This window comes from Sinobaca sp. TMA16-18, assembly GCF_059510535.1.
The window spans coordinates 315,402-340,407 of sequence record NZ_JCAKFM010000001.1 but is presented as its reverse complement, the minus strand read 5'-3'; the positions used below and the strand labels follow the sequence as shown (position 1 = coordinate 340,407).

At 43.8% G+C, this 25,006-nt stretch carries 24 protein-coding genes; 17 read left to right on the top strand and 7 right to left on the bottom strand.

What is annotated here, in order from left to right:
• The first annotated feature begins 32 nt into the window (after window positions 1–32).
• Window positions 33–1,364, top strand: a complete 1,332-nt coding sequence (locus AC5W14_RS01745) for a CitMHS family transporter (RefSeq protein WP_496059329.1) — start codon at window positions 33–35, stop codon at window positions 1,362–1,364.
• Window positions 1,365–1,402: 38 nt separating this feature from the next.
• Here AC5W14_RS01745 and AC5W14_RS01740 read toward each other — a convergent pair whose 3' ends face one another.
• Together AC5W14_RS01740 and AC5W14_RS01735 are read right to left on the bottom strand one after the other, a co-directional pair.
• Window positions 1,403–2,098, bottom strand: a complete 696-nt coding sequence (locus AC5W14_RS01740) for a response regulator (RefSeq protein ID WP_496059330.1) — start codon at window positions 2,096–2,098, stop codon at window positions 1,403–1,405.
• A gap of 19 nt (window positions 2,099–2,117) precedes the next feature.
• A complete protein-coding gene (locus tag AC5W14_RS01735; RefSeq protein ID WP_496059331.1) occupies window positions 2,118–3,674 on the bottom strand; it encodes an ATP-binding protein in 1,557 nt (518 codons plus the stop codon).
• Window positions 3,675–3,914: 240 nt separating this feature from the next.
• On the opposite strand from AC5W14_RS01735, the gene AC5W14_RS01730 reads away from it, so the two are divergent.
• On the top strand, window positions 3,915–4,826 hold the full coding sequence (locus AC5W14_RS01730; protein ID WP_496059332.1) for a Gfo/Idh/MocA family protein: 912 nt from the start codon (window positions 3,915–3,917) through the stop codon (window positions 4,824–4,826).
• A 39-nt stretch (window positions 4,827–4,865) separates the two neighbouring features.
• On the opposite strand, the gene AC5W14_RS01725 is transcribed toward AC5W14_RS01730, so the two are convergent.
• Window positions 4,866–5,711 carry a DegV family protein gene (locus tag AC5W14_RS01725; RefSeq protein ID WP_496059333.1) on the bottom strand — a complete coding sequence of 282 codons (846 nt, stop codon included), beginning with the start codon at window positions 5,709–5,711 and terminating at the stop codon, window positions 4,866–4,868.
• Window positions 5,712–5,909: 198 nt separating this feature from the next.
• Here AC5W14_RS01725 and AC5W14_RS01720 point away from each other — a divergent pair, with 198 nt between their 5' ends.
• The 5 genes from AC5W14_RS01720 (at window position 5,910) to AC5W14_RS01700 (ending at window position 9,368) form a co-directional block, all read left to right on the top strand.
• On the top strand, window positions 5,910–6,374 hold the full coding sequence (locus tag AC5W14_RS01720; RefSeq protein ID WP_496059334.1) for a flavodoxin: 465 nt from the start codon (window positions 5,910–5,912) through the stop codon (window positions 6,372–6,374).
• Between the two features lie 136 nt (window positions 6,375–6,510).
• The gene (locus tag AC5W14_RS01715; RefSeq protein WP_496193553.1) at window positions 6,511–7,572 is read left to right on the top strand and encodes a M20/M25/M40 family metallo-hydrolase; all 1,062 of its coding nucleotides are present in this window, start codon (window positions 6,511–6,513) and stop codon (window positions 7,570–7,572) included.
• 70 nt (window positions 7,573–7,642) lie between these two features.
• Window positions 7,643–8,392, top strand: a complete 750-nt coding sequence (gene map, locus AC5W14_RS01710; RefSeq protein ID WP_496059336.1) for a type I methionyl aminopeptidase — start codon at window positions 7,643–7,645, stop codon at window positions 8,390–8,392.
• A 23-nt stretch (window positions 8,393–8,415) separates the two neighbouring features.
• Window positions 8,416–9,069 carry an O-methyltransferase gene (locus AC5W14_RS01705; RefSeq protein ID WP_496059337.1) on the top strand — a complete coding sequence of 218 codons (654 nt, stop codon included), beginning with the start codon at window positions 8,416–8,418 and terminating at the stop codon, window positions 9,067–9,069.
• Between the two features lie 59 nt (window positions 9,070–9,128).
• Entirely contained in the window at window positions 9,129–9,368 is a 240-nt protein-coding gene (locus tag AC5W14_RS01700) for a hypothetical protein (protein WP_496059338.1), read from the top strand.
• A 13-nt stretch (window positions 9,369–9,381) separates the two neighbouring features.
• Here the strand turns inward: AC5W14_RS01700 and AC5W14_RS01695 are convergent, their stop codons facing one another.
• Complete coding sequence (locus tag AC5W14_RS01695; RefSeq protein ID WP_496059339.1) at window positions 9,382–9,561, bottom strand: DUF5325 family protein; 180 nt, start codon at window positions 9,559–9,561, stop codon at window positions 9,382–9,384.
• 182 nt (window positions 9,562–9,743) lie between these two features.
• On the opposite strand from AC5W14_RS01695, the gene typA reads away from it, so the two are divergent.
• On the top strand, window positions 9,744–11,576 hold the full coding sequence (gene typA, locus AC5W14_RS01690; protein WP_496059340.1) for a translational GTPase TypA: 1,833 nt from the start codon (window positions 9,744–9,746) through the stop codon (window positions 11,574–11,576).
• Window positions 11,577–11,593: 17 nt separating this feature from the next.
• Window positions 11,594–11,971, top strand: a complete 378-nt coding sequence (locus AC5W14_RS01685) for a YlaH-like family protein (RefSeq protein WP_496193552.1) — start codon at window positions 11,594–11,596, stop codon at window positions 11,969–11,971.
• Between the two features lie 101 nt (window positions 11,972–12,072).
• On the opposite strand, the gene AC5W14_RS01680 is transcribed toward AC5W14_RS01685, so the two are convergent.
• Window positions 12,073–12,273 carry a YlaI family protein gene (locus tag AC5W14_RS01680; protein ID WP_252315650.1) on the bottom strand — a complete coding sequence of 67 codons (201 nt, stop codon included), beginning with the start codon at window positions 12,271–12,273 and terminating at the stop codon, window positions 12,073–12,075.
• Window positions 12,274–12,485: 212 nt separating this feature from the next.
• On the opposite strand from AC5W14_RS01680, the gene AC5W14_RS01675 reads away from it, so the two are divergent.
• Window positions 12,486–12,941 (top strand): pyridoxamine 5'-phosphate oxidase family protein, encoded by a 456-nt coding sequence (locus tag AC5W14_RS01675; RefSeq protein WP_496059342.1) that lies wholly within the window; start codon window positions 12,486–12,488, stop codon window positions 12,939–12,941.
• Between the two features lie 88 nt (window positions 12,942–13,029).
• Window positions 13,030–14,358, top strand: a complete 1,329-nt coding sequence (locus AC5W14_RS01670) for a PhoH family protein (protein WP_496059343.1) — start codon at window positions 13,030–13,032, stop codon at window positions 14,356–14,358.
• On the opposite strand, the gene AC5W14_RS01665 is transcribed toward AC5W14_RS01670, so the two are convergent.
• Complete coding sequence (locus tag AC5W14_RS01665) at window positions 14,359–14,862, bottom strand: peptidyl-prolyl cis-trans isomerase (RefSeq protein WP_496059344.1); 504 nt, start codon at window positions 14,860–14,862, stop codon at window positions 14,359–14,361.
• Window positions 14,863–15,029: 167 nt separating this feature from the next.
• Here AC5W14_RS01665 and AC5W14_RS01660 point away from each other — a divergent pair, with 167 nt between their 5' ends.
• From AC5W14_RS01660 to AC5W14_RS01645, 4 genes are all read left to right on the top strand, one after another.
• Complete coding sequence (locus AC5W14_RS01660) at window positions 15,030–15,311, top strand: Fpa/YlaN family protein (protein ID WP_120192368.1); 282 nt, start codon at window positions 15,030–15,032, stop codon at window positions 15,309–15,311.
• Between the two features lie 144 nt (window positions 15,312–15,455).
• The gene (gene pyc, locus AC5W14_RS01655; RefSeq protein WP_496059345.1) at window positions 15,456–18,905 is read left to right on the top strand and encodes a pyruvate carboxylase; all 3,450 of its coding nucleotides are present in this window, start codon (window positions 15,456–15,458) and stop codon (window positions 18,903–18,905) included.
• A 109-nt stretch (window positions 18,906–19,014) separates the two neighbouring features.
• Window positions 19,015–20,439: a cryptochrome/photolyase family protein gene (locus AC5W14_RS01650; RefSeq protein ID WP_496193551.1), complete on the top strand. Its 1,425-nt coding sequence runs from the start codon at window positions 19,015–19,017 to the stop codon at window positions 20,437–20,439.
• Window positions 20,440–20,441: 2 nt separating this feature from the next.
• Entirely contained in the window at window positions 20,442–21,614 is a 1,173-nt protein-coding gene (locus tag AC5W14_RS01645; protein WP_496193550.1) for a GNAT family N-acetyltransferase, read from the top strand.
• A gap of 101 nt (window positions 21,615–21,715) precedes the next feature.
• On the opposite strand, the gene AC5W14_RS01640 is transcribed toward AC5W14_RS01645, so the two are convergent.
• A complete protein-coding gene (locus tag AC5W14_RS01640; protein WP_496059348.1) occupies window positions 21,716–22,639 on the bottom strand; it encodes a COX15/CtaA family protein in 924 nt (307 codons plus the stop codon).
• Between the two features lie 295 nt (window positions 22,640–22,934).
• On the opposite strand from AC5W14_RS01640, the gene AC5W14_RS01635 reads away from it, so the two are divergent.
• Together AC5W14_RS01635 and coxB are read left to right on the top strand one after the other, a co-directional pair.
• Window positions 22,935–23,822 (top strand): UbiA family prenyltransferase, encoded by an 888-nt coding sequence (locus AC5W14_RS01635; protein WP_496193549.1) that lies wholly within the window; start codon window positions 22,935–22,937, stop codon window positions 23,820–23,822.
• Window positions 23,823–23,881: 59 nt separating this feature from the next.
• Entirely contained in the window at window positions 23,882–24,985 is a 1,104-nt protein-coding gene (coxB, locus tag AC5W14_RS01630; RefSeq protein WP_496059350.1) for a cytochrome c oxidase subunit II, read from the top strand.
• Window positions 24,986–25,006: the final 21 nt, after the last annotated feature.

Below are 25,006 nucleotides of genomic sequence, written 5' to 3'. Positions count from 1 at the left end.
ACGTAAAGAGAGTGCTGGAGGAGGAACCTGTTATGACTAGTCTTATCGGATTTATAACTATTATTACTATTGTTACACTGCTTATTACTAAAAAAATATCCCCTATCGTCGCACTGATATTAATTCCTGTTATTAGTGCGCTGCTGCTGGGAACAGGAGCAGCTGAGCTGACAGGCTATTTTGAAGAGGGCATCGATGCTGTTATATCTGTTGTCATCATGTTTATATTCGCTATTTTGTTTTTTGGTATTATGCAGGATGCCGGTTTATTTGACCCGATAATTAAAAAACTTGTGTCTCTAACGCGGGGGAACGTTATTATTGTAGCAATGGTAACAATCGCAATTGCTATTATTGCCGGCCTTGACGGATCGGGAGCATCGACGTTTCTTATTACGATTCCGGCTCTTCTGCCATTATATAAACGTCTGCATATGAGCCCCTATTTGTTAATGCTCCTTGTTGTTTTAAGCATCGGGGTTATGAACCTGCTTCCATGGGCTGGACCGATTGGAAGAGCGGCTTCTGTACTGGATATGGATCCTGTTGAACTATGGAGACCTTTGATTCCTTTACAGCTTATTGAAATTGTATTGTTATTTATCATTGGAGCATTGTTTGGATGGAGAGAAAAGATACGTATCGAAAAACGGTTTGGTAAAGAGGCGTATCGTGAATCGGCCGCATCGGTAGATACTTCTTCCGATGAGATGACAGTGTATGATGAAGAACGCGAAAAGTTGAGAAGACCAAAGCTGCTGTGGATTAATATTTTATTAACCGTTGGAGTAGTGGGAATGCTGATGAGCGGATTTTTGCCTTCCGGGTTTGTCTTTATGATTGGTCTTGCTATTGCTCTGCCGCTGAATTATCCAAAAGTAGATGACCAAATGAATCGTATTAAAGCGCACGCACCTAATGCTTTAATGATGGCGGGAATTATTTTAGCAGCCGGTTCATTTTTAGGGATTTTGGAAGGCACCGGAATGCTTGATGAAATGGCAGGAGACATCGTTAACCTGCTGCCGGCTTTCTTTATTCCATATCTGCACATTGTTATTGGAATATTTGGAGTGCCGTTTGATTTAGTATTGAGTACAGATGCATACTATTTCGCTTTAGTTCCTATTGTAGAACAAATTGTGTCGCAGGCCGGAGTGGCTTCCACTACGATTATATACACACTTGTGATCGGAAATATTATCGGAACTATGGTAAGTCCATTTGCGCCTGCTTTATGGCTTGGACTTGGTCTTGCTGGTATAGAGATGGGCAAGCACCTCCGCTATTCATTTTTCTGGGTGTGGGGCTTCAGCATCATTCTTCTCGGCGTAGCATGGATGATTGGAATAATAGGCGTATAGAATAAAGCACCTGCCGGGTATTAATCCGGCAGGTGCTCTTAATTTTTCCGGGTTTTAATCTGATACAGGCGCTGGGGTCTTCCCGGGTCCCCGTAGCTTGAAAACACCTCTGCATAGCTTGTGCTGGCCAAGTACTCCAGGTAGCGGCGGGCGGTGGGCCGGCTTACTCCTGCCAGCCCGGCTGCTTTGGCTGCGGAGACGCCCTCCGTTTCTACTTTAAGAGAATTTTTAATATGCTCGAGTGTAGTAGGATCGATGCCTTTAGGGAGAGCTTCATTTATTGGAGAGGCCGTTTTTTTCTTTTGGTGAATAAGACGATCAATGTCATCCTGCTCCAGTTCGCCCTGCTGTTGAAGCAGGGCGTGATGGCTGGCATATTGACTCAGCGTTTCCTGAAAGCGAAGAAAGTCGATCGGTTTTAAAATATAATCATAAATACCGGAGCGAATCGCTTCCTGTATCGTTTCTGTCTCGCGGGCTGCTGTGATCATAATAATATCAAGCTGTCCGTATGATTCCCGTATCTCTCTCAACAGAGACAAGCCGTCCGCATCAGGAATATACACATCGAGAAGAACTAAGTCAGGAAGCTTTGAACAGGACTTTAAGAAATGCATCGTTTCCTGAGCTGATTTGGTTTTATTGATGACTTGATAAGAGGAAGCGTTATGTACCGCATCTTCTATAATACCCGCAACTCTGAAGTCATCTTCTACAATCAATACATTTAACATGGCAACCCGGTTCCTCCTTTTATTTTGGAATGACTGCAACAAAGCAGGCTCCGCCGTGCTCTCCTTCTTCGACATAAATCGTGCCGCCTGCTTCCTGCACTTGAACATAGCAAAGATGGAGACCGATACCGCGGTTTTTTCCTTCTTTAGTCGTAACACCTTTTTGAAAAATAGTAGCAGAAACGTCTTTAGAAATACCCGGGCCGTTGTCTTCCACTTCGATAATAATGTTGTCTCCGGCATCATGAAAATGGATCCATATCTCCGGATCAGACTTTCCAGTCAATGCATCGAACGCGTTTTCTATTAGATTGCCCATAACGGTTAACAGTGTTTGACGCTGCTTTTCAGATAAAGGACAGGTTAAACTGCTGTTTTCATCAATATGCATAGCTGTTTTTAATTCAGATGCCTGATTATATTTCCCCATTAAAAGCCCGGCTAGTGCTGGATCGGAGACATTTTTTATAAAAAACTGAAGCCGGCTCTGCTGTATATTGGTTTCTTCCTGAATATAGTGAACGGCTTCTTCTTTTTTTCCGAGCTGCAGCATTCCTGAAATAGTAAATAATTTATTAAAAAACTCATGTGCCTGCGCCCGCAGCGTATCTGCATACTGCACCGTTCGGGATAGTTCCTCCGCCATAATATCAAGCTCGGACTTGTGGTGAAAAGAAGCAACAACTCCGACAGGTTCCTGTCCTCGTTTAATAGGGATCAGGCTTAGTATCAACGTTGTATTTTCAAACGGTATTTCCTGTTTGAATAAACTTTCTCCAGAACGATAAACGGTTTCTGCCATAGAGACGGGCACCAGGCCGACAAGGTAATTTTCTTTTTGTGCCTCTGGAAGGTATCGGAGGGAGTCAGCAATGGTCGAGGCGGCTTTATTTATTAAAGTTGGCTGCAGATAATGATCAAACGCAATGATGCCTTCGTATGTGGTCTGCAGTATCATTTCTTTCTGCAGGTAAAGCTGGGAAATTTCCGCAGGTTCCAGGCCAAACAGCTCTTTCTTAATATGATAAGCAATAAACACGGCTCCAAGAATACTGACCGTCAGCAGAAAACCGAGCAGAATCATAATTTCCAAACGAAATGCATTTATCGTATCATTTACTTCATTTACAAGAAAGCCGACAGATACGACACCAATAATGGCTCCTGCTTCGTCGTAAACCGGGGTTTTCCCGCGGATGGAGGGGCCGAGTGACCCTTCTTCCCGGCTTATATAGCTGTCCCCTTTAAGCAGAGCGCGCTCGTTGTCCGCGCCGATCATCTGCTCTCCTATGCGGGCCGGATCCGGATGGGAGTATCGTATTTCATCGGTGTTACCCACCACAATAAATTCAGCGTCTGTCTGCTCCCGCATCGGATCGACAATCGGCTGAATAACCGTTTCAGGATCTTCGCTGTTAAATGCCTCCTGTATTTCAGGAATATTGGCTACAGTAATCGCTAGATTTAAAGCGTTATCTCCAACTCTTTCTTCAAGAGAATCGGATAGCACGACAAATACAAATACAGCTGCTGTACTGATGCTGATAATTAAAAGCACACTCATTAATAAAATCATTTTGTGCAGAAGCTTTAAAGGAGGCCGCTTGCTTTGGGAGGGCATATGTATCCATCCTATCCTGGGTTACTCTTTCTATTATATAGTTTCCACCAGGCAAAACTAAAGGAGTAAAATAAACAGAATCCGTAACAGAGAATCAGCTGTTGTCCTGCCGGTGCATGCCGCAAGAAAAAGAAACGTTCAGCAACCAGATGCGACCTGCTATACTATATTTAAAATGAATTGATGGAGGAAACCATGAAGATAGGAATAATTGGACTGGGCAGTATTGCGTTAAAAGCGTACCTGCCTAGCATTTCTCAAATGAAACAGATAGATATTCACTTATGTACGAGAAACAAACAGGTTCTTCGGGAAGCGATGGATCGTTTTCATATCAGCAATGGCCATACTTCTATAGAAAAACTGGTAGAACAGAAAATAGAAGCAGCTTTTGTACATTCCTCTACCGATTCTCATGAACATATCATCGATTTCCTGCTGGACCACGGCATTCATGTCTATGTGGACAAGCCGTTAACAAATAACGCTGAAGCAACCAACCGATTGATCGATAAAGCAAACAGCAAAGGGTTATTGCTGATGGTCGGTTTTAACAGGCGGTATGCAAAGGTTTATCAAAACCTTAAAGAAGTGAAAGATCCGACGATGATCCTTATGCAGAAAAATCGTGCGCACCAACTGGATACTATAAGGGAATTTGTACTGGATGACTTTATCCATGTAATTGATACAGTTCTTTTTTTATTCCCGCATGAAATTGAGCAGATTCATGTTTCCGGTAAAGTGAAAGATGGCTGCCTTCATCACGCCACGCTTCAGATAGAGGGCGGAGGCAGTACAGCGATTGCAGTAATGAACAGAGTAAATGGAGCGGCTGAAGAGCGCGCGGAAGCTGCCGGTCCTGCTGAGAAAAGAGTGGCGGAGAATGTACGGGAGCTTTTCGTTTTAAAAGGTAAAAAAATAGAAAAGCAGGAAGAGGATGATTGGGAACCGACATTAACAAAGAGGGGGTTTACCCCTATGATTGAAGACTTCCTGTCAGCTGTGCGGCAGAAAACACTCCCGGCAGAAAACACAAATAACCAGGTTCGGCGTGTGCATGAACTGGCTGAAGAAGTTATTATGAATTTAGAAAATAAGTCGTAAATGATAAGACAAGCAGCCGGGAAGGCGCTTGTCTTTTTTCTATTCTTCCAGCTGATACATAAAAGCGATGGCACCGGGCCCGGTATGCGTGCTGATAACCGGCGTGGTGTCGTCAATAGAAATCATGACTCCTGGGGCCTTTTTATTAATAGCCTGAGCCGTTTTTTCAGCAAGTTCTTTTCCGTCCGCATGAGCAAATCCGGCTTTCTTGACGGAACGTCCTTCTATATCGGAAGCAAACTGCTCAGTGAGAAATCGTATCACCTGGTTGGAATTTCTTACTTTTGTTACTGGAGCGTAGACCCCGTCTTCAAGAACGGCAATTGGTTTTATTTTAAGCAGTGTACCTATTAAACCGCGGCCTTTTCCAATCCGTCCGCCTTTAATTAAATTCTCTAAAGTGTGTACGACCACGAATAATCGGGTGTTTTTTCGAACTTGTTCCAACTTCCGGATGATCTCATCCATCGGCATGTCCCGGTCTGCCATCTCACAGGCTTCTTCTACTTGAAAAGATAACGCTTTCGAAATGAATTTGGAATCTACAATAGTAACTTCCGCCTCTGTCATTTCAGAAGCAGTGTGTGCGGCATTGATCGTACCGCTGAGGCCGCTGGAGGCGTGGATAGATAAGATTTGATACCCCTCTTTGTGAAGTTTGTCGTATACTTCGGCAAACGCTCCCGGAGAAGGCTGGGACGTTTTCGGCAGTTCAGAAGATGCTTTCATTTTTGTAATAAATTCTGTTGGAGTAATGTCTACTCTGTCGAGGAAAGTTTCTTCGCCAATAGAAATCGATAGGGGAACTACTGTTACTCCGTAGGCTTTAATATCTTCTTCTCTCATATCAACAGTTGAATCAGTGACAATTTTTATTTTTTTCATTAATGGACGCCTGCTTTCCTATCATTTGATTAAAATCATGAAAGATCCTATCTTATCAATGTATACAAAGTGAATTAAACGTATCAAACAGGCAGAGAGAAGTCAATGTCAGAACTTTCAAGAATCAATCATATATTGACATTGATAATCATTATCAATTATAGTGTGAGTAGATTATTTAAAGAGGAGAGGGAAACGATGGCTTCTATTCTGCTCGTTTTTGCCAGCTTATCCGGAAATACGGAAGAAATAGCTGATATCATTCAAGCGCAGCTTACGCCCGCTGCGGACGTTACAAGAAAACATATCGATATGGACGACATAAAAGCGGTGGAACTGGAAAATTACGATGGAGTAATATTTGGAACCTATACATGGGGAGATGGAGATCTGCCGTATGAACTGGAAGATTTTTATGACGACATGGATAATATAACCCTGCAGGCAATACCGGCAGCCTGCTTTGGCTCCTGCGATTCCTCCTATCCGGAATACGGGGCAGCTGTAGATACAATCAGCGGAAAGCTTCAGGAAAAAGGAGCACTCCTTGTAGAACCTAACTTAAAAATTGAACTTGATCCGGAGGGAGAAGATATTACCCGCTGTAAGCAGTTTGCGGAGCAGTTTTTGGAAAAATGGAAAATACATCTTCAAAGCGTTTAACAAAAGCAGGTTGTGGGAGGTTCATAGTCCATCAGCCTGCTTTTTTTATTCGTGATTTCAAAAATATTCCTGCCGTGCTAAACTGCTTATGATAAAAGCAAAATAAGATAAAACACGATTGCAGGGAGGATATCAAATGGATAAATCGAGCAAGAATTTTTTATTTACACTGCTTAACACACCCTCTCCTTCCGGGAGCGAAGAAGAAATTCAAAGAATATGGCTGGATTACACAAAGCCTTTTGCCGAGGAGCAGAAAGCAGATGGTGCGGGGAATGCTGTTTCTATTATCAATCCCGCAGGTGCATTGAAAATTATGATTGCCGGTCACTGTGATGAAATTGGGTTTATGGTGAAAGGCATTGAGTCAGATGGTTATATCCGGGTTGAAAAGCTTGGGGGCATCAGCCATAAACCAGCGCTTGGAATGAAAGTGGATATACTTGGGGAAAATGAAACCATTACCGGCGTGTTTGGTGTGAATGCTGAGCACCAGGGCGGCACCGGTGACAGCTTTTCTTTTTCCGACTTGTTCATCGACTGCGGAGCATCCAGCAGAGAAGAAGTGGAAAAGTTTATATCCATCGGAGATACAGCTGTCTACCATCGATCGCCTGAACTGCTTTTTGGAAGTAAAATAAGCGGCAGGGGCCTTGATAATCGAACGGGAGCGTTCATTGCAGCGGAAACCATTAAACGTTTAAAAGGAAAGACATTTCCGGCCAGTGTTACTGCAGTGAGTACTGTTAATGAAGAGACCAATATGGGCGGAGCATACTATGCGGGAGCCGCTGTTCAGCCTGATCTGGCCATCGTCATTGATGTAACATTTGCTTATGATTATCCGGGGTCGAACCGGAATGGACAGCCGGAGGTGAAACTGGGCGGCGGTCCCGTTCTTGCCGTTGGCCCTCCTGTTAATAAAAAAGCTACCCGCCTTTTAAAAGAAACAGCAGAGAAGCTGGACATGAATGTTCAATATGAATTAACCCCGAGACATACCGGGACGGATGCAGATAAAATTCGTTACACGGGCAGCGGCATTGCTACAGTGAATGTCTCCCTTCCGCTTCGGTATATGCACTCACCCGTCGAAACAGCAAGTCTCGAGGACATAGAAAATGTAATCACCCTGCTGGTCACCTATATTGAAGGTTTGGAAGATAATACCCGTTTTCAGCCATTAATACTGGATTGATATGTATACACGGATGCGGTCAAAAATAGTATAATAAACAACATCATGTACAAAGAAAGGATTCTGCAGTTTGATTTCATTAAAGACAAAAAGGGAAATACAATTGATGGAAGACGCCGGCAGGCTGCTGGCAGACTGCCACAAAGAAATAGAACATCGGATAAAGCCGGGGGTGTCCACGAAAGAAATAGACAGGTTTGTAGAAACATATTTAAAAAAACATGGGGCAACACCGGAACAGAAAGGGTATATGGGCTACAAGTACGCTACCTGCGCGAGCATAAACGATGAAATTTGTCACGGCTTTCCGAGGCCTTCTGTGTTAAAAGAAGGCGATATTGTAACGATTGATATGGTCGTGAATCTAAAGGGAGGCCTGGCTGACTCCGCCTGGACGCATAAAGCTGGGAAAGTCTCTGATCAGACGGAGAAACTGCTGGAGGTAACCAAAAAATCTTTGGATTTAGGCATTCAGCAGGCGGTGGACGGAAACAGAATCGGTGATATCGGCCATGCTATCCAAAGCTATGCAGAAAATGAAGGATACTCCGTCGTTAAAGATTTTTCCGGTCACGGCATCGGGCGTACTATTCATGAAGATCCGCAGATTCCCCATTACGGAGAACCCGGAAAAGGACAGCGGTTAAAAAAAGGAATGGCCGTAACAATCGAACCGATGATTAACGAAGGCAGCTGGCACAGCAGGATGGACCGCAACGGCTGGACAGCCCGAACGAAAGATGGAAAGAAATCGGCTCAGTATGAACATACCATCATCATTACAGAGGATGAGCCTATAATATTGACCCGGCAATCATAAAAATATTGTAGGAGGAATAAAGGATGAAACAAGTAAATGAATATATTCAATCCGTTTTTCAGCCAAATGATGATGAATTAACAGAGGTGCTTAAGTCTATCCGGGAAAACAACATGCCGGAAATTTCCGTCAGTCCGAATGTAGGTAAAATATTGACGATGCTTGTTAAGATATCCCGTTCAAAAAATATCCTTGAAATAGGTGCATTGGGCGGATACAGCGGCATCTGTCTTGCCAGGGGATTTGGAAAAGAAGGACATTTAACAAGCCTGGAAGTAAACGAAAATTTCGCACAGGTATCCAAGCAGAATCATATCCGCGCCGGATTTGAAGGACAGACGACGATTATGGTCGGCGAGGCTCTCGATACATTAAAGCATCTAAAAGAAGGCGAGTATTCCTACGATTTTATTTTTATAGATGCCGACAAGAAAAATTACGTCAATTATCTCGACTATGCGGTAGAGCTTGCCAACCCACAGGCATTAATTGTAGCAGACAACGTTCTGGCAGGGGATACCGTATTTAATCCCGATTTGGAAGATAAGCGCTACACTGAATCGATCCGGCAGTTTAATGAAAAGGTGGCGGCCCATCCTCAGCTGGAGTCGACGCTTATCCCGAGCGGAGACGGGATTACTGTATCCAGAGTTGTTAAAAACGAAAACAGGGATTAAGGCTTCCGGTGTCTAACTGATCCGGCACCGGGAATGGTTGATTTAAGGCAGGTGAAAGAATGAGTTATTTAAAAGGAAGAAAAGCAATAATTGCAGCGGTTCTGTCCCTGCTGCTACCAGGGGTGGGACAAATGTATCTGAGGAAGTTTTTCAGTGGGGTTTTGTTTTTAATTGTTTATATTGCATTGTTTACGACCGTCTATGCGCCTTCCATATTTGTTGCAGGCGTAGCGGCTGTCCATGCCTATGCATCAGCTCCTGATGAAAATAATGCAGAAAAAAACAGCAGTGTTCAGTGAACACTGCTGTTTCCTATGCATTGGACTGTTGTTTCACACGAAGTTTTCTGGCTCCATAAAAAGAGCCAAGCAAACCGGCAATGCAGATCAAAGCAATTAGAAGTGAGCCTTCTGCAACAGCAATACCAAGGCTGGCAATGCTGAAAGTAGCGAGAAAGGCAAAGAAAAGAAATACCCATTTTACTGCCGTCATTGTAGTAAACACCACTTTTCACTATTACTTTATTCTACTTAATAGTCTACAATGGAATTAGAGAATTTAAAAGCATGACAGATATTTTCCCTTAATTAAGCAAAAAGTACTCCCAATCAAAAGGGAATGTGCTACAATTGATAGGTTAAGGAATGATAGTATCGGATAGGAGCGGTAAACGAATGGAATTACGTAATGATTTGAGAAATATTGCTATTATAGCTCACGTTGACCATGGTAAAACAACATTGGTGGACGAGCTGTTAAAACAGTCTGGAACGTATCGGGAGAATGAGCATGTCGATGAGCGTGCAATGGACAATAACGACATTGAAAAAGAACGCGGTATTACTATTCTTGCTAAAAACACGGCAGTAAAGTATAAAGACACCCGCATTAATATAATGGATACTCCAGGCCACGCCGATTTCGGCGGAGAAGTCGAACGTATCCTGAAAATGGTGGATGGTGTTCTTCTGGTAGTGGATGCGTATGAAGGATGTATGCCGCAGACCCGCTTTGTTCTTAAGAAGGCACTTGAACAGAAACTTACGCCACTTGTAGTGGTTAACAAGATTGACCGTCCAATGGCACGTCCTAATGAAGTAGTGGACGAGGTACTTGACCTTTTCATCGAGCTTGGCGCTGATGAAGAGCAGATCGAGTTTCCCGTAGTATTTGCTTCTGCTATTAACGGAACAGCAAGCATGGATTCAGATAACCAGGATGGAAAAATGGATATCCTGTTTGATGTTATTCTTGATACTGTACCTGCCCCAATTGATAACAGCAGCGAGCCTGCTCAGTTTCAGGTTACAATGCTTGATTACAATGACTATCTTGGACGTATCGGGATCGGAAGAGTATTCCGTGGAACGATCAAAAATGGAGATCAGGTTTCCTTAATTAAACTGGATGGCACGGTAAGAAACTTTAGAATTACGAAGCTTTTTGGCTTCATGGGATTAAAGCGTATGGAGATCGACGTTGCAACAGCCGGTGACCTGATTGCTATTGCCGGTGTAGAGGATATTATGGTTGGGGAGACAATCTGCCCGGCAGACCATAAAGATCCACTGCCTGCACTTCGTATCGATGAGCCTACTCTTCAAATGACGTTTCTTGTAAACAACAGTCCTTTCGCCGGACGCGAAGGCGACTATGTTACGAGCAGAAAAATTGAAGAGCGTTTGATGACACAACTGGAAACAGATGTCAGTCTCCGCGTAGAGCACACTGATTCTCCGGATGTATGGACCGTTTCCGGGCGCGGTGAGCTTCACTTAAGTATTCTTATTGAAAACCTCCGCCGTGAAGGATTTGAAATTCAGGTATCCAAGCCTCAGGTCATTATCAAAGAAGTAGATGGTGTCGTATCTGAGCCGGTTGAACGGGTACAGGTTGACGTGCCTGAAGATTATACAGGAGCAGTTATGGAATCTCTCGGAGAACGAAAGGGAGAAATGCGCGACATGGTTAACCGTGGAGACGGTCAGGTTCGTATGGAATTTTTCGTTCCTTCCAGAGGTCTTATTGGTTATTCAACAGAATTCATGGCCCAGACAAAAGGTTACGGCATTATTAACCATGTGTTTGACGGCTATCGTCCACTGCACAGCGGACAGGTCGGCGGACGCCGCCAGGGAGTGCTTGTTTCCATGGAAACTGGTAAATGTACTCCGTACGGCATGATGCAGGTGGAAGACCGCGGTACGCTTTTCCTTGAACCCGGAACGGAAATTTACGAAGGTATGATCGTTGGCGAACATACCCGTGATAACGATTTAACTGTTAACATCACAAAGATGAAACAGCAGACAAACGTTCGTTCCGCTAACAAAGACAACACCGTTACGATGAAGCGTCCAAGAATTATGACGCTTGAAGAAGCGTTGGAATACCTTAACGAAGATGAGTATTGTGAAGTAACACCAAAGTCTATTCGTCTCCGGAAGAAAATTCTTGATAAGAGTGCCAGAGAGCGCGATGAAAAGCGAAGCAAGGTATCTAAATAAGTAACACCTCAGCATAAATGGCATCTCATGAGGAGGGAAGCGTAATGAACGGCACCACCAACTCCGAAGATATTGCCGTCACGCAGGACCAGCTGTCATGGACAGCCGGTATGCTCGGCATACATGAATATCCGATTACGGGCTTTTGGCTTTTGTATGCAGCTGTAGTGATTATGTGCATTCTCGTATTTAACATGGGATTTGCACGTAAACTGCCTCTTCTCAAAAACGTTATCGTGTATAGTGCCCTTCTCATAGGTGCCCTTCCTTTAACAATATTTGCTATTGGAATGGCTGTAGTTGAATCGTTATTTGCAGCGGCTGTTGTGCTGGCTGTTTACCGGCTGCGGCTTAAACGCCATAAGCAGGAGCAGAATCAGCAGACGTCTGCATAATAAAAGAAGCTTTCCCTTTTGGGAGAGCTTCTTTTATTTTTATAAAGGTCTGGCTATAAAAAAACACTTCCCGAAGGAAGCGTTTTTGATAAACCATTTTTTTACCATCCATCATCCTGAGTAGGGTCCCGGTATAAATGAAAGTTACCGGTCTGCGCTCTTTCTTCTGTACGTTTGGCAATTCGTGCCTGGCAGGTTTCGCACATATACGTATGAATCGGGCGGTTCCGCAATTTTTTTGCAAGCGGATTTCCATCGTCAAGATCATGAATGTCATCGCAGAGTACACATTTGACTTTCATATCTGAATCCTCCAGTAGGATGAGCAATTTTATCGAGATTGTTTCTATAATAGTATAACATGAAAGAAGGAAGGCTATCACTGATGAACTTCCAAAGAACGACTAGTGAACAGGAAATTAAAGGAGTTTCCGCTCAAAATGTCGTATATGTAAACTAATAGGCATAAGCACCGCCTGTTATGGGAATTAAAAATACATAAGGGGGTTATGGAATGGCAAACCGAATGGAAAAAAACTTAAATGATGAGCTGTTGGCCCTTCTCAAAAAAGAACGGTACATTTCACTAACTACAGTAGACCACGAATCAAATGCGCCGGATGTGAGAGTACTTTCCTGGATATATGCACCGGATAGAGAAACCCTGCGGTTCACTATCGACAACCGTTCCAAGATGATGGATAACATGCATCATAATCCTGGGATTGTTATTACCGTTATAGGAAATGGATCGACGTATGCGATCGCCGGGGAGGTTAAAATACTCAAAGAAGAAATAGAAGATGTGCCTATTAAACTGGCGTTGGCTGAACTCGATATTAATGAGGTAAAGGACATTATGTTTTACGGCGCCAAAATGACATTGGAGCCCCGCTATGAGAAAACCTACGATGCGGAAGCTGCAGCTAAATTGGATAATCAAGTGATGAAGGCCATGAAAACAGTCTAGACGTAAGGGGGCCTCCTCCACAAAAAAAGACATCATTCTATTCATATAGGATAGAACAGATTTTCACTTACATCTGGGGGGAATAACGTTGAAAAAAATATACGTGCTCGATACAAATGTGCTTCTTCAGGACCCTCGTGCTATCTATCAGTTTAAAGAAAATGACGTAGTAATTCCGGCCGTAGTGCTGGAGGAAATTGATTCAAAAAAAAGGTATATGGATGAGATTGGAAGAAATGCCCGCGAAACGGCCAGAATTCTCGATAGTCTAAGAGCCACAGGGAAACTTCATGAAGGAGTCCTGCTCGATTCAGGAGGCTCCGTACGGGTTGAACTGAATCATAAATCCTATCAATACTTGAAAGATATGTTCATAGAAGTAACAAACGATAATCGCATTCTGGCCGTAGCGCATAACCTTCATACGCAGCAAATTGAAGAAAATACAGGAAAAACCGTTATTATCGTAAGTAAGGATGGATTGGTTCGCGTAAAGGCCGATGCTTTAGGTCTTCATGCCGAGGACTTTCTAAGTGACCGTGTAACTGAATTTGATGATATGTATAGAGGAAAGCGGCATATAGCCGTTACAAAAGATCTGATAGATACTTTCTATGCGGAAAATTCACTCCCGCTGGAACAACTGGAAGAAACGGGGATGTATCCGCATGAGTTTGTTGTTCTCCGGGACATTGCAGGCGGATCGTCTTCTGCTTTATGCAAAGTAGATGCTTCTGCCTCTCAGCTGGTTCCTTTTACGAATGAACATGAACATGCCTGGGGAATAAAGCCGCGGAACGTGGAACAAAAGATGGCTCTGGAACTGCTTTTGCGGGACGATATCCCGCTGGTTACCCTGACAGGTAAAGCAGGCACAGGAAAAACGCTCCTGACGCTTGCCTGCGGTTTAATGCTTACGGAAGACTACGGCAGCTATAATAAGCTTCTCGTAGCCAGGCCGGTTGTACCAATGGGGAAAGATATAGGTTATCTGCCCGGCGAAAAAGACGAAAAGCTCAGACCTTGGATGCAGCCTATTTTTGATAACCTGGAATATTTATTCAACGCAAAAAAGCCCGGCGAACTCGATCAGATTCTAGCCGGCATGGGATCGATTGAAGTGGAGGCGTTAACGTATATTAGAGGCCGAAGCATACCCGATCAATTTATTATAATTGACGAAGCACAGAATTTAACAAAACATGAAGTGAAAACGATCCTGACAAGAGTAGGGGAAGGCAGTAAAATTGTACTGATGGGTGATCCAAAACAAATTGATCATCCTTATCTGGATGAATTAAACAACGGGCTAGCCTACGTTGTCGAAGTGTTTAAGAATCAATCAATCAGCGGCCACGTGAAGCTGGAAAAAGGCGAGAGATCAGGACTCGCCCAGCTTGCAGCCGATCTGTTATAATTATACGATCCGGAATCCTGTCACAAAAGTGATGGGATTTTCTTTGTTTTCCCCGCTGCCGTAATAAATATGAACAGGACCGTCTTCTTTAAGGGTGGCACCGTCTTTGGAAAATCCTGCAATGAAGTCTTTTGCCGTATCCAGATCTACAATAAGTTCTGACCCCTGTGAGCGTTCTACGACTACTTTGGAGGCGTCTTCTCCGGGCTCGGCATTCTCGATAAAGGAATAAAAAGGAATCCCAAAACTGCCTTTGATCAACGTTTCTTTTTTGTTACGGACTTCATTTGTCTTGGTACGCTTTGGAATACGTGCCCCTTCTGTCATTTCCCTGTCCCAGTGCTCTGAGGCCGCCCGCGTGTATTCTTCCAAAGATGTATCTGCCTTTTTTTCCTGTTCAAACCAGGTAGTCAGGTCCACCTTTCTATCATCGAAAATCCAGACGGTGGGATCAATAGTGATCGTGTATTTGGTGTTACCGTATATGAAAAGAATAAATTCCATCGTGTAATTCCTCCTTGTATATGCAGTAGTACTATAATATCATAGGAAGGGAAGACTTGGAAAACAAGCAGGATGTTTAGATATGGTGAACTTTTCAATACTTTCTTGCATTTTTCCTATTAAATAGATAAGATAGATTTAATTAGCTTATATTAGGAGGGGTCACCTTGAGCGTAAAGGCAGAAACCGAACATAAAGAAAAAGCATATGCCCTTCTTGTTGCCGATGCAGAAAAAATCAGAAAGCTGATTGAAGTGCAGATGGAAAACTTAACAATGCCTCAATGTCCTCTTTATGAAGAGGTATTGGACACGCAGATGTTTGGTCTTTCCCGTGAGATTGACTTTGCTATCCGCTTGAATCTTATTGAAGATGCAACGGGTAAACATATTCTTTCTGAACTTGAAAGAAAACTTTCCGCGTTCCACGAAGCAACAGTAAACAGTTAAGAACAAGCTGCAGTCCGCAGCTTGTTTTTTTATTTATAAAGTACAAAATTTTTTTGACAAAAAATAAGGACATGGTATGATAAAATATATTTGGAATTGTCAGTAAATATATACAGAAAAAGAATGAAAACCGGGAGGTACGAGATGAGCCAGCTGAATAATATTAAAAAAGTATTAGTTGCGAACCGTGGAGAGATTGCGATTCGGATTTTCAGAGCTTGCACAGAACTACATATCCGCACCGTAGCAATTTATTCCAAGGAAGACACAGGGGCTTTTCATCGATACAAAGCAGATGAAGCATACCTCGTGGGAGCAGGAAAAAAGCCTATTGATGCATATCTTGATATTGAAGATATTATTGCTACGGCGAAAGAAAATAATATTGATGCTATTCACCCCGGCTATGGATTTCTTTCAGAAAATATTGAATTTGCCAGACGGTGTGAAGAAGAGGGCATTATTTTCATAGGTCCGGAAACAAAACATTTAAATATGTTCGGGGACAAAGTAAAAGCCCGGACCACAGCACTCGAGGCAGGTCTGCCTGTTATTCCGGGAAGCGACGGTCCGGTGGAGAGCGTCGAGGAAGTGCGTTCCTTTGCCGAGGCGAATGGATATCCCTTTATTATTAAAGCGTCTCTTGGCGGCGGCGGCCGCGGCATGAGGATTGTCCGGGACGCGGAATCTTTATCCGAGTCGTACGACAGGGCAAAATCAGAAGCTAAATCAGCTTTTGGAAACGATGAAGTATATGTAGAGAAGTTTGTAGAAAGTCCGAAACACATCGAAGTACAGATTCTAGGGGACACCCACGGCAACGTCGTGCATCTGTATGAAAGAGACTGTTCCGTGCAAAGAAGGCACCAGAAGGTAGTGGAAATTGCGCCGAGCGTGTCGCTTGGAGACGAACTCCGCGAGAAGATCTGCGACGCGGCCGTAAAGCTAAGCAAAAAAATTGAGTATGTGAATGCAGGTACGGTTGAATTTCTGGTCGATCCCCACGGAGAATTTTTCTTCATTGAAGTGAATCCGAGAATTCAAGTGGAACACACAATCACGGAAATGATTACCGGCTTTGACATCGTGCAGGCCCAGCTTTATATAGCAGACGGAAAATCCCTGCATGGAAAAGAACTGAATATGCCGGAACAACAAGATATTAAAACATTCGGCTTTGCGATTCAGTCCCGTGTTACCACAGAAGATCCCGCCAACGACTTTATGCCTGATACCGGGAAAATAATGGCCTACCGCTCCAGCGGGGGATTTGGTGTACGACTTGATGCCGGTAACGGCTTTCAAGGGGCCGTAATATCGCCACATTACGATTCTCTGCTCGTGAAAGTTTCCACCTGGTCGTTAACATTTGAAGGAGCGGCGGCAAAAATGCTGCGGAACCTCCGCGAATTCCGGATCCGGGGTATTATTACGAACATTCCTTTTCTGGAAAACCTCGTGCAGCACAGCGGCTTTTTAAGCGGCGATTATAATACTTCCTTTATAGATGAAACGCAGGAGCTGTTCGTCTTTCCAAAACGAAAAGACCGCGGAACAAAAATGCTCACCTTTATTGGAGAGACGATTGTAAACGGCTACCCGGGACTGGAAAAACTGAAAAAGCCTGTATTGGACAAGCCGCCTGTACCGATCATTGAAAAAACGGCAGAACCGTTAAAAGGAACCAAGCAGATTTTAGACGAACGCGGTCCGGAAGGTCTGGCTGACTGGGTCTTGAGCCAAAAGCAGGTACTGTTAACAGATACTACTTTCCGCGATGCCCACCAGTCGCTGCTTGCGACAAGAGTCCGGACGCAGGATTTGAAAAAGATTGCCGCCCCGACTTCTCATATGCTGCCGCAGCTGTTTTCGTCGGAGATGTGGGGAGGCGCGACGTTTGACGTATCGATGCGTTTTCTACACGAAGATCCGTGGGAGCGTCTGATTCTCTTACGTGAGAAAATGCCGAATATTCTGCTGCAGATGCTGCTGCGGGCCTCTAATGCCGTAGGATACAAAAACTATCCGGATAATGTCATTAAAGAATTTGTAGAAAAAAGCGCGGATGCAGGCATTGATGTGTTCCGCATATTTGATTCTTTAAACTGGCTGGAGGGCATGCAGCTGGCGATTGATGAAGTGAGAAACCAGCAGAAAGTGGCAGAGGCTTCTATCTGCTACACAGGCGACATATTAGATGCCGCCCGTACGAAATATGACCTGCAGTATTATAAAGACATGGCGGTGTCCCTCGAGAAGGCAGGCGCCCATATTCTGGGTATTAAAGACATGGCCGGCCTGCTTAAACCGGAAGCAGCCTATCAGCTGGTGACCGAGCTGAAGCAGACCATCTCCATACCGATCCACCTGCATACCCATGACACAAGCGGCAATGGCATCTTTACGTACGCGAAAGCGATAGAAGCAGGAGTCGATATTGTGGATGTTGCCATCAGCTCGATGGCCGGACTAACGTCCCAGCCAAGCATGAACAGCCTGTATTATGCGATTAAAGGCAATGAACGCCAGCCGGATATTGATATAAAAGCGATAGAAGAGCTGAATGAATACTGGGATTATACAAGAAAATACTACCAGGGCTTTGAAAGCGGCATGAACGCCCCTCACACGGAGGTATATGAGCATGAAATGCCAGGCGGCCAGTACAGCAACCTGCAGCAGCAGGCGAAAGCAGTCGGTCTCGGTTCACGCTGGAATGACGTGAAGAAAATGTACCGCCGGGTGAACGACATGTTTGGAGATGTAGTAAAAGTTACTCCTTCTTCAAAAGTAGTCGGCGATATGGCTCTTTATATGGTCCAAAATGATCTGACAGAAGAAGATGTGCTGCAAAAAGGCGGCAGTCTGGATTTTCCTGATTCTGTTGTAGAGCTGTTCCAAGGCTATCTCGGCCAGCCATATCAAGGATTTCCAAAAGACCTGCAGGACGTGATTCTTAAAGGACGGGAAGCCATCACCAACCGTCCCGGGGAAAACATGGATGACGTGGATTTCAAAAGCCTTCAGGAAGAGCTGTATAAAGAAGTAGATCGTCAGATCACAAGTCATGATCTATTGTCTTACGCGCTCTATCCGAAAGTGTATATGGATTTTGAACGTTTCCGTCATCAGTTCGGGGATGTAACGGTGCTGGATACTGCTACCTTCTTCTATGGCCTGCGGCTCGGTGAAGAGATTGAAGTGGAAATTGAGCAGGGAAAAACGTTAATTGTTAAGCTGATATCCATTTCCAAACCACAGGATAATGGCACGAGAATTGTTTATTTTGAACTGAACGGCCAGCCGCGGGAAGTAAATATTAAAGATCAGAACGTGGCAGCATCTGTTGTCGAACGGCCCAAAGTAGATAAAAAGAATGCCAATCAAATAGGGGCTTCTATGCCGGGAACCGTGATTAAGACACTTGTTGTAGATGGAGAAAAAGTTAAAAAGGGCGATCATTTGATGATCACGGAAGCCATGAAAATGGAAACAACCGTACAGGCTCCGTTCGATGGAAAAGTGAAGTCCATTCACGTAGCCGATGGCGATGCAATAGCTACCGGTGACCTGTTAATTGAATTTTCATCCTAACTATAAGAAAACCAGCTGAAGAGGTTATGCCTTCAGCTGGTTTTTTGTTTTTAAAAGCTTATAAAAGAGGGTATAAGAGAAAGGATAAGCAGAGAGGATGATATACACGATGGCAGAAACAGCAGTATTGTGGTTTAGAAGGGATTTACGGCTCACGGACAGCCATGCCATGCATGCGCTCGAGCAGTGGCTGCAGGAAGATGACGCCAGAAAATGGCTCGCCTTTTTTCATATAGAAAAAAAACGGATAGAAGACCCGTGTCCGCATCATGATTATTTTTTTCAAAACCTGGAGGCTTTTTCGGAAGAATGCAGCGAAAAGGATATCCGCCTGTACATAAAAGTTGGAGAAATCGGGCATGTTTTTGAAAGCTTAGGGGAAGCAGAAGAAATCAGTGCGGTATTTTTTAACGAAGATGAAGTGCCGCAGGCGGTCAAAAGAGATGAACAAGCACGCAAGGGGCTTTCTAATGCTGTATTTTATCCTTTTAAAGATGCCCATTTTCACGCTTCAGATGAAGTATTAAAAAAAGATGAAAGCTACTATGAGGTCTTTACGCCTTACTATCGAAATTGGTTTAAAAAGCAAAAAGACAGGCCGTTCCAGGCAGATATGGAGTTTTTAGCATCACGACAAATAAACAAAGCCTTTGCCGATAAACAAGACCAGGAGAGTTTAAAGAATTATAATAAAAAGGCAGAAACAAAATGGGAGAAGGTGCAGGAGCAGGATGCCCTTGATCGTTTAGATGCATTTGCAGATGATCCAGTGGAATATTATGAAAAAGAACGGGACATTCTTGCAGCAGACGGTACGAGCAGACTGTCGGCTTATTTAAAAACCGGCAGAATATCAGTACGTACGATTTATCAAGCACTGCTTCCCAAGCTCGAAGAAGAGGACAAAGGGGCCGGTACTTTCTTAAGTGAACTGGCCTGGAGGGATTTCTATAATATGATTCACGTTTCCCATCCGGATTTAAAAAATAAAGAATTAAAGGAAGCATACCAGTCGCTGAGCTGGGAAAATAATAAAAAAAATCTGGATAAATGGAAGAATGCCGAGACAGGGTACCCTGTAGTGGATGCATGTATGATTCAATTAAATAAAACAGGCTGGATGCATAACCGCGGCAGGATGATAACGGCCTCTTTTCTCGTGAAAGATTTTCTGGAAGACTGGAGAGAAGGGGAGCAGTATTTTGAACGACGTCTCATAGACTACGATCCGTCATCCAATGCCGGAGGATGGCAGTGGGCTGCGTCCACCGGTTCTGATGCGGTGCCGTATTTCAGAGTATTTTCTCCGATACGACAAAGCCAGCGGTTTGACGAAAGAGGAGAATTTATAAAAAAATACCTGCCCGTTTTAAAAGATGTACCCGAACAGTTTATTCATGAGCCTTGGAAGATGAGTGAAGAAGAGCAGGAAAAAGCATCCTGCATCATAGGGAAAGATTATCCTGAGCCGGCAGTTGACCATTCTATTCAGCGGAAACGGGCTATTGCCATGTTCAAAGGAGAGGACGAATAAAGGTGGAAATACGAAAAATGAAGACGGCAGAGCTCGATCAAAACATGAATCTGGGGGAATTTGCCTTTCAATTTGAGCTTTCAGCCGATCAGCGGGAAGACCGCAGAAAAATCATTAAACCGGAAAATACCTGGGTGGCCGTAGAAAACAAAGAAATTGCTTCAAAACTTACTATTATTCCTTCTGATATCTATATTGCCGGACAGATTATGAAGATGGGAGGGATTTCAGGTGTGGCAACCTGGCCTGAAAAACGTCGAGGCGGATTGGTTCGCGAGCTTCTCCGCTCCGCTTTGGAAGATATAAAAGAAAGGGGATGTGAAGTCTCTCTGCTGTATCCTTTCTCTTTTTCTTTTTACCGGAAGTTTGGATGGGAGCTGTTTGCCGATGCAAAAACCTGGACGCTTTCAAGCGCTCAGCTTCCCAAGCCCGTTCCATTGGAAAAAGGCAGCATCTCTAGAGTGAAACAAAGAGCAGTAGCGGTGCTGCAGCCTATTTACGAAAAATGGGCTGTTTCCTATACTGGAGCTGTTATCCGTGATAAACAATGGTGGGATTACATGGTGTTAAAGCGGAAAACGGGAGAGGTTGCCGTATTTAAAAATGAACAGGGCGAAGATAGAGGGTACGTTATTTACAAAGTGAAAGATCAGAAGATGGACGTAAAAGAGTTTATCTGGCTCGATGAAGAAGCACGTACGGCGCTTTGGAGTTTTCTGGCTCAGCACGATTCGATGATTACGGAAGTGGAAATGAAACCAGCTGTAGATGATCCAAGCCGTTTTCTGCTCCCGGATTCGAGGATTACAGAAAAGCGGGAAAGCTACTTTATGGCACGTATTGTAAACATGACTTCTTTTCTGCAGAAGTATCCGCTGCATTTAAAAGAAGGGGAAGAATTAAATTTAAAAATTGAAGATGATTTTTGTGAATGGAATCAAGGATTTTACAGCCTTGAAAATGTAGACGGCAGTATTCACATTCGATTTTTTCCAGGACGATCAGAGCATGAGGGCCTTGAAATGGATATCCAGACGGCCACGGCTGTTTTTATGGGATACATTAGTGCCAGGCAGGCTTGGAAATCCGGAAGAATCCAGGGGATGGAAGAACAGGCTAATCTTCTGCAGGCTGGTGTCAGCACCCTGGAGCCATTTATATACGATTTCTTTTAATAGGTACAAAAGAAGACCAGGGGGGTGACCCCCCTGGTCTTCTCCTTTGTTTATAAAAATAGTTCATATGCAGCCGGCAGCGCAGTTTTTATAACCAACTGTTATTTATAACGTTTATCCACCGGGGGTTTCCGGGTAGCAATCATTGCCATGTAGGCAAGCGTGGTAAATAAAAATGTGACCGTAATCGCATGTGTTAAAGCAGATGCAAGATAGGCATTAACAAATACAATGGAAACGCCGGCAGTAATTTGCAGGACTGTTAAGGCGAATACAAGAATGCTTGCTGTTTTTAAAGCAGTTGAAGAAGCAAAGCGTTTAATAGTCCAGATCATCAGAATCGCGATGAAAATGAATAAAATAGTAGCAAACACCCGATGGGCAAAATGAATACCGATCTGAAAGCCCAATACGCCGCTCACATCCGGAATAATCTGGCTGTTGCAGAGCGGAAAGCCTTCACAGGCGTAAGTGGCATCGGTATGCTTTACATAGGCTCCTGTATAAATAACAGCGTAACAGTAAACGATAACGAAAAGCAGATAATTTCTATATCCTTTACTGACCAGTGGGGCAGGAGCATCTTTATTATTCTCAAAAGCTAAAACGGTAAGAAGAACCACTGTAGCAAAAGAAATAGTGGAAATCCCGAAATGGAGGGCAAGTACAAGGCTTGAATTCCCCCATATGACGGCCCCGGCTCCCATCATTCCCTGGAAGACAATAAAAAGAACAGCCATGAGAGCCATAAACTTGGTCTCTCTTAAATGGGAGAGTTTTTTCCAGGCCCATACAGCCAGAATAATCACAAACAGTCCCATAAGTCCGGACCACAAACGATGGCTGTATTCTATAATCGTTTCCAAAGCAGGAGAATCCGGTATAACTTCTCCAAAGCAGAGCGGCCAGGTAGCTCCACATCCTTCTCCGGAACCTGTTTTTGTTACGAGGGAACCTTGAATAAGTACAATTAACATTCCAATAGAAGTTAAAACACTAAAAATCTTTAAGCCAATATTATTCACTGCTATCCACCTCAGTCCAATCTATGCTGTATAAGTAACGAACCTATTGTAATCGTAGGGATTCTACATATAAAAGTCAATTTAATAGTAATGAACATTTAAAGGCGTTTCGTAAACTTGAATAAATTGTGAATATAAGGAAATAGGTGAAAGCGTGAAGCATTTAAGCTATAATATTATAGTAAGGATGCGGCAGGACCTTGCAATTTCTGGTTCTAACCAGGGTATTTTAATGCTACAATATAAACAGTGAAGCGTACACACAGGGGGATTATTTATAATAGGAGGTGTAATCATGAATAGGACAGGATCATCTGCTGATTCGCTTCATCATCCAGGAGCCTCCGGAGAAAATCGATTCGCTGCGCGCCTATTCTTTTTATTCAGGAGAACAGGGCTTTTATTTTTTGTTATTTTGATAACGTTTACAGTGATGCTGGCCGCAGAACCCTTCTCCAGCTTCCAATGGCAGCAGAATCTGCATTTGTTTATTCTTACCTTTGCTGGAACAGGGCTTCTTTTACAAGGGTGCGTTATGGTGGAAAATAAACTGAAAAAAAGCAGCCGGAACGACGGAGAAAAAAAGGATAAACAAGCGCTTGCTATAGGCCTTCTTGTTATCGCTGTAGGTATCATGCTGCTCTTTTCCATTAGTTTAACGACTGGATTATTTGGAACGTTTGCTGCTTTAGTGTATGTGTTTGGCTATGCGTACTGGCTCAAATATCGGTCAAGCTTCGGAAGCTTTATACAGGCGGGAGTTTTTGCAGTGCTGCCTTTAATCGCCTGGTCAGCAGCAGATGCTTCGCTTCACCCGGCGGCCTGGATTTTAGCGTTTCTATTTTTTATCTGGTACTGTACGTGCTCGCTGGCTCTTTCCGTTATGAAAAAGGAAGAATACATAAAAGCGGGAATTCCCGTACTTTCAGTGATATCTGGAAACAAGACAGCTAAACTTCAAAGTATTTTATACGCAGCAGTTTTTATACTGGGTGCTCTTCTGCTGAGCCAGTATGGAACCGCGTATCTTATTACCGTAATGACCGGGGGAGCCGTCTGGCTCATTTGGCTGGCAGCAGGTTTGAAAGCCCGCTCGGACAAAAAGTGGGCAGCCGGGGCACTTGTCTGCTCCGTCGTATGTTTTTCCATGGTATTAATAACCATGGCGCTTCCTGCTCTATGAATTGCGCCGATCAGGCGTTGATATATTATTAATTAAAGAAAGAGGGGGTTAAATTAGCTATGAACAAGCATACGTTTATGATGCGGCTTCTGCCTTTATCTTTCATACTGCTCTTATTGTCAGGATGTGGTGAAGAACGCCTTACTGCGCTGGACCCATACGGTCCACAGGCAGAATGGATTCTTGATAACCTGATTTTGAGCTTGTATGTTATGGCAGTTGTCATTATTGTTGTATTTGCACTGTACTTTATTGCTGTAGTGAAATTCAGAAGAAAACCGGGTGACGATGAGTACCCTAAACAGGTAGAAGGAAGTAAAACACTAGAGCTAACCTGGACTATTATTCCTATATTTTTATTGGCAATTCTAGCCGTACCGACAATTACAGGTACATATTATTTTGCTGACACAACGCCCCAGGCCTCAGGATCCAGCGGTGAGGGAGAAGGCGAAGGTGTCACGATCGATGTAACAGGTCATCAATACTGGTGGCAGTTTGATTATCAAGAAGGCTTTACCGCAGGGAATGAAGTATATATTCCTGTTGGAGAAAGAGTAGAGTTCACATTAACGGCTGAAGATGTTATCCATTCTTTCTGGGTACCGGCACTTGGTGGGAAAATTGATGCTATTCCGGGAATTGAAAACAGTCTTTGGCTCGAAGCAGATGAGCCTGGTATTTACAAAGGGAAATGCGCAGAACTATGCGGACCTTCCCATGCATTAATGGACTTTAAAGTAGTAGCACTTGAGCGCGATGAATACAACAGCTGGGTAGAAACCATGCAGGCAGAACCTGCTGAACTGGAAGAGGATACTACAGCTGCAGATGGACGACAGGTATTTGAAGACCAGGGCTGTATTGGATGTCATGCTGTAGACGGTCAGGGTTCTGCCCAGGGACCGACGCTGACAAACTTTTCCGACCGGGAGACGATTGCCGGGGTTGTAGAATACAATGAAGAAAATCTTGAAGCGTGGATTCGTGATCCGGAATCCTTTAAGCAGGGTAACAATATGCAGGCATATCCGGACATGGAAGATCAGGATATGGAAGCTCTGCTTGATTACCTTGATACGTTAGAAGTGGAACAGCCGGCTCTGGGAAGACAAATAGAGACGGATGGATCAGATAGAATAGAAGAACCACAAAACGAATAAAGAGTAAAGGAGGGTAAATCC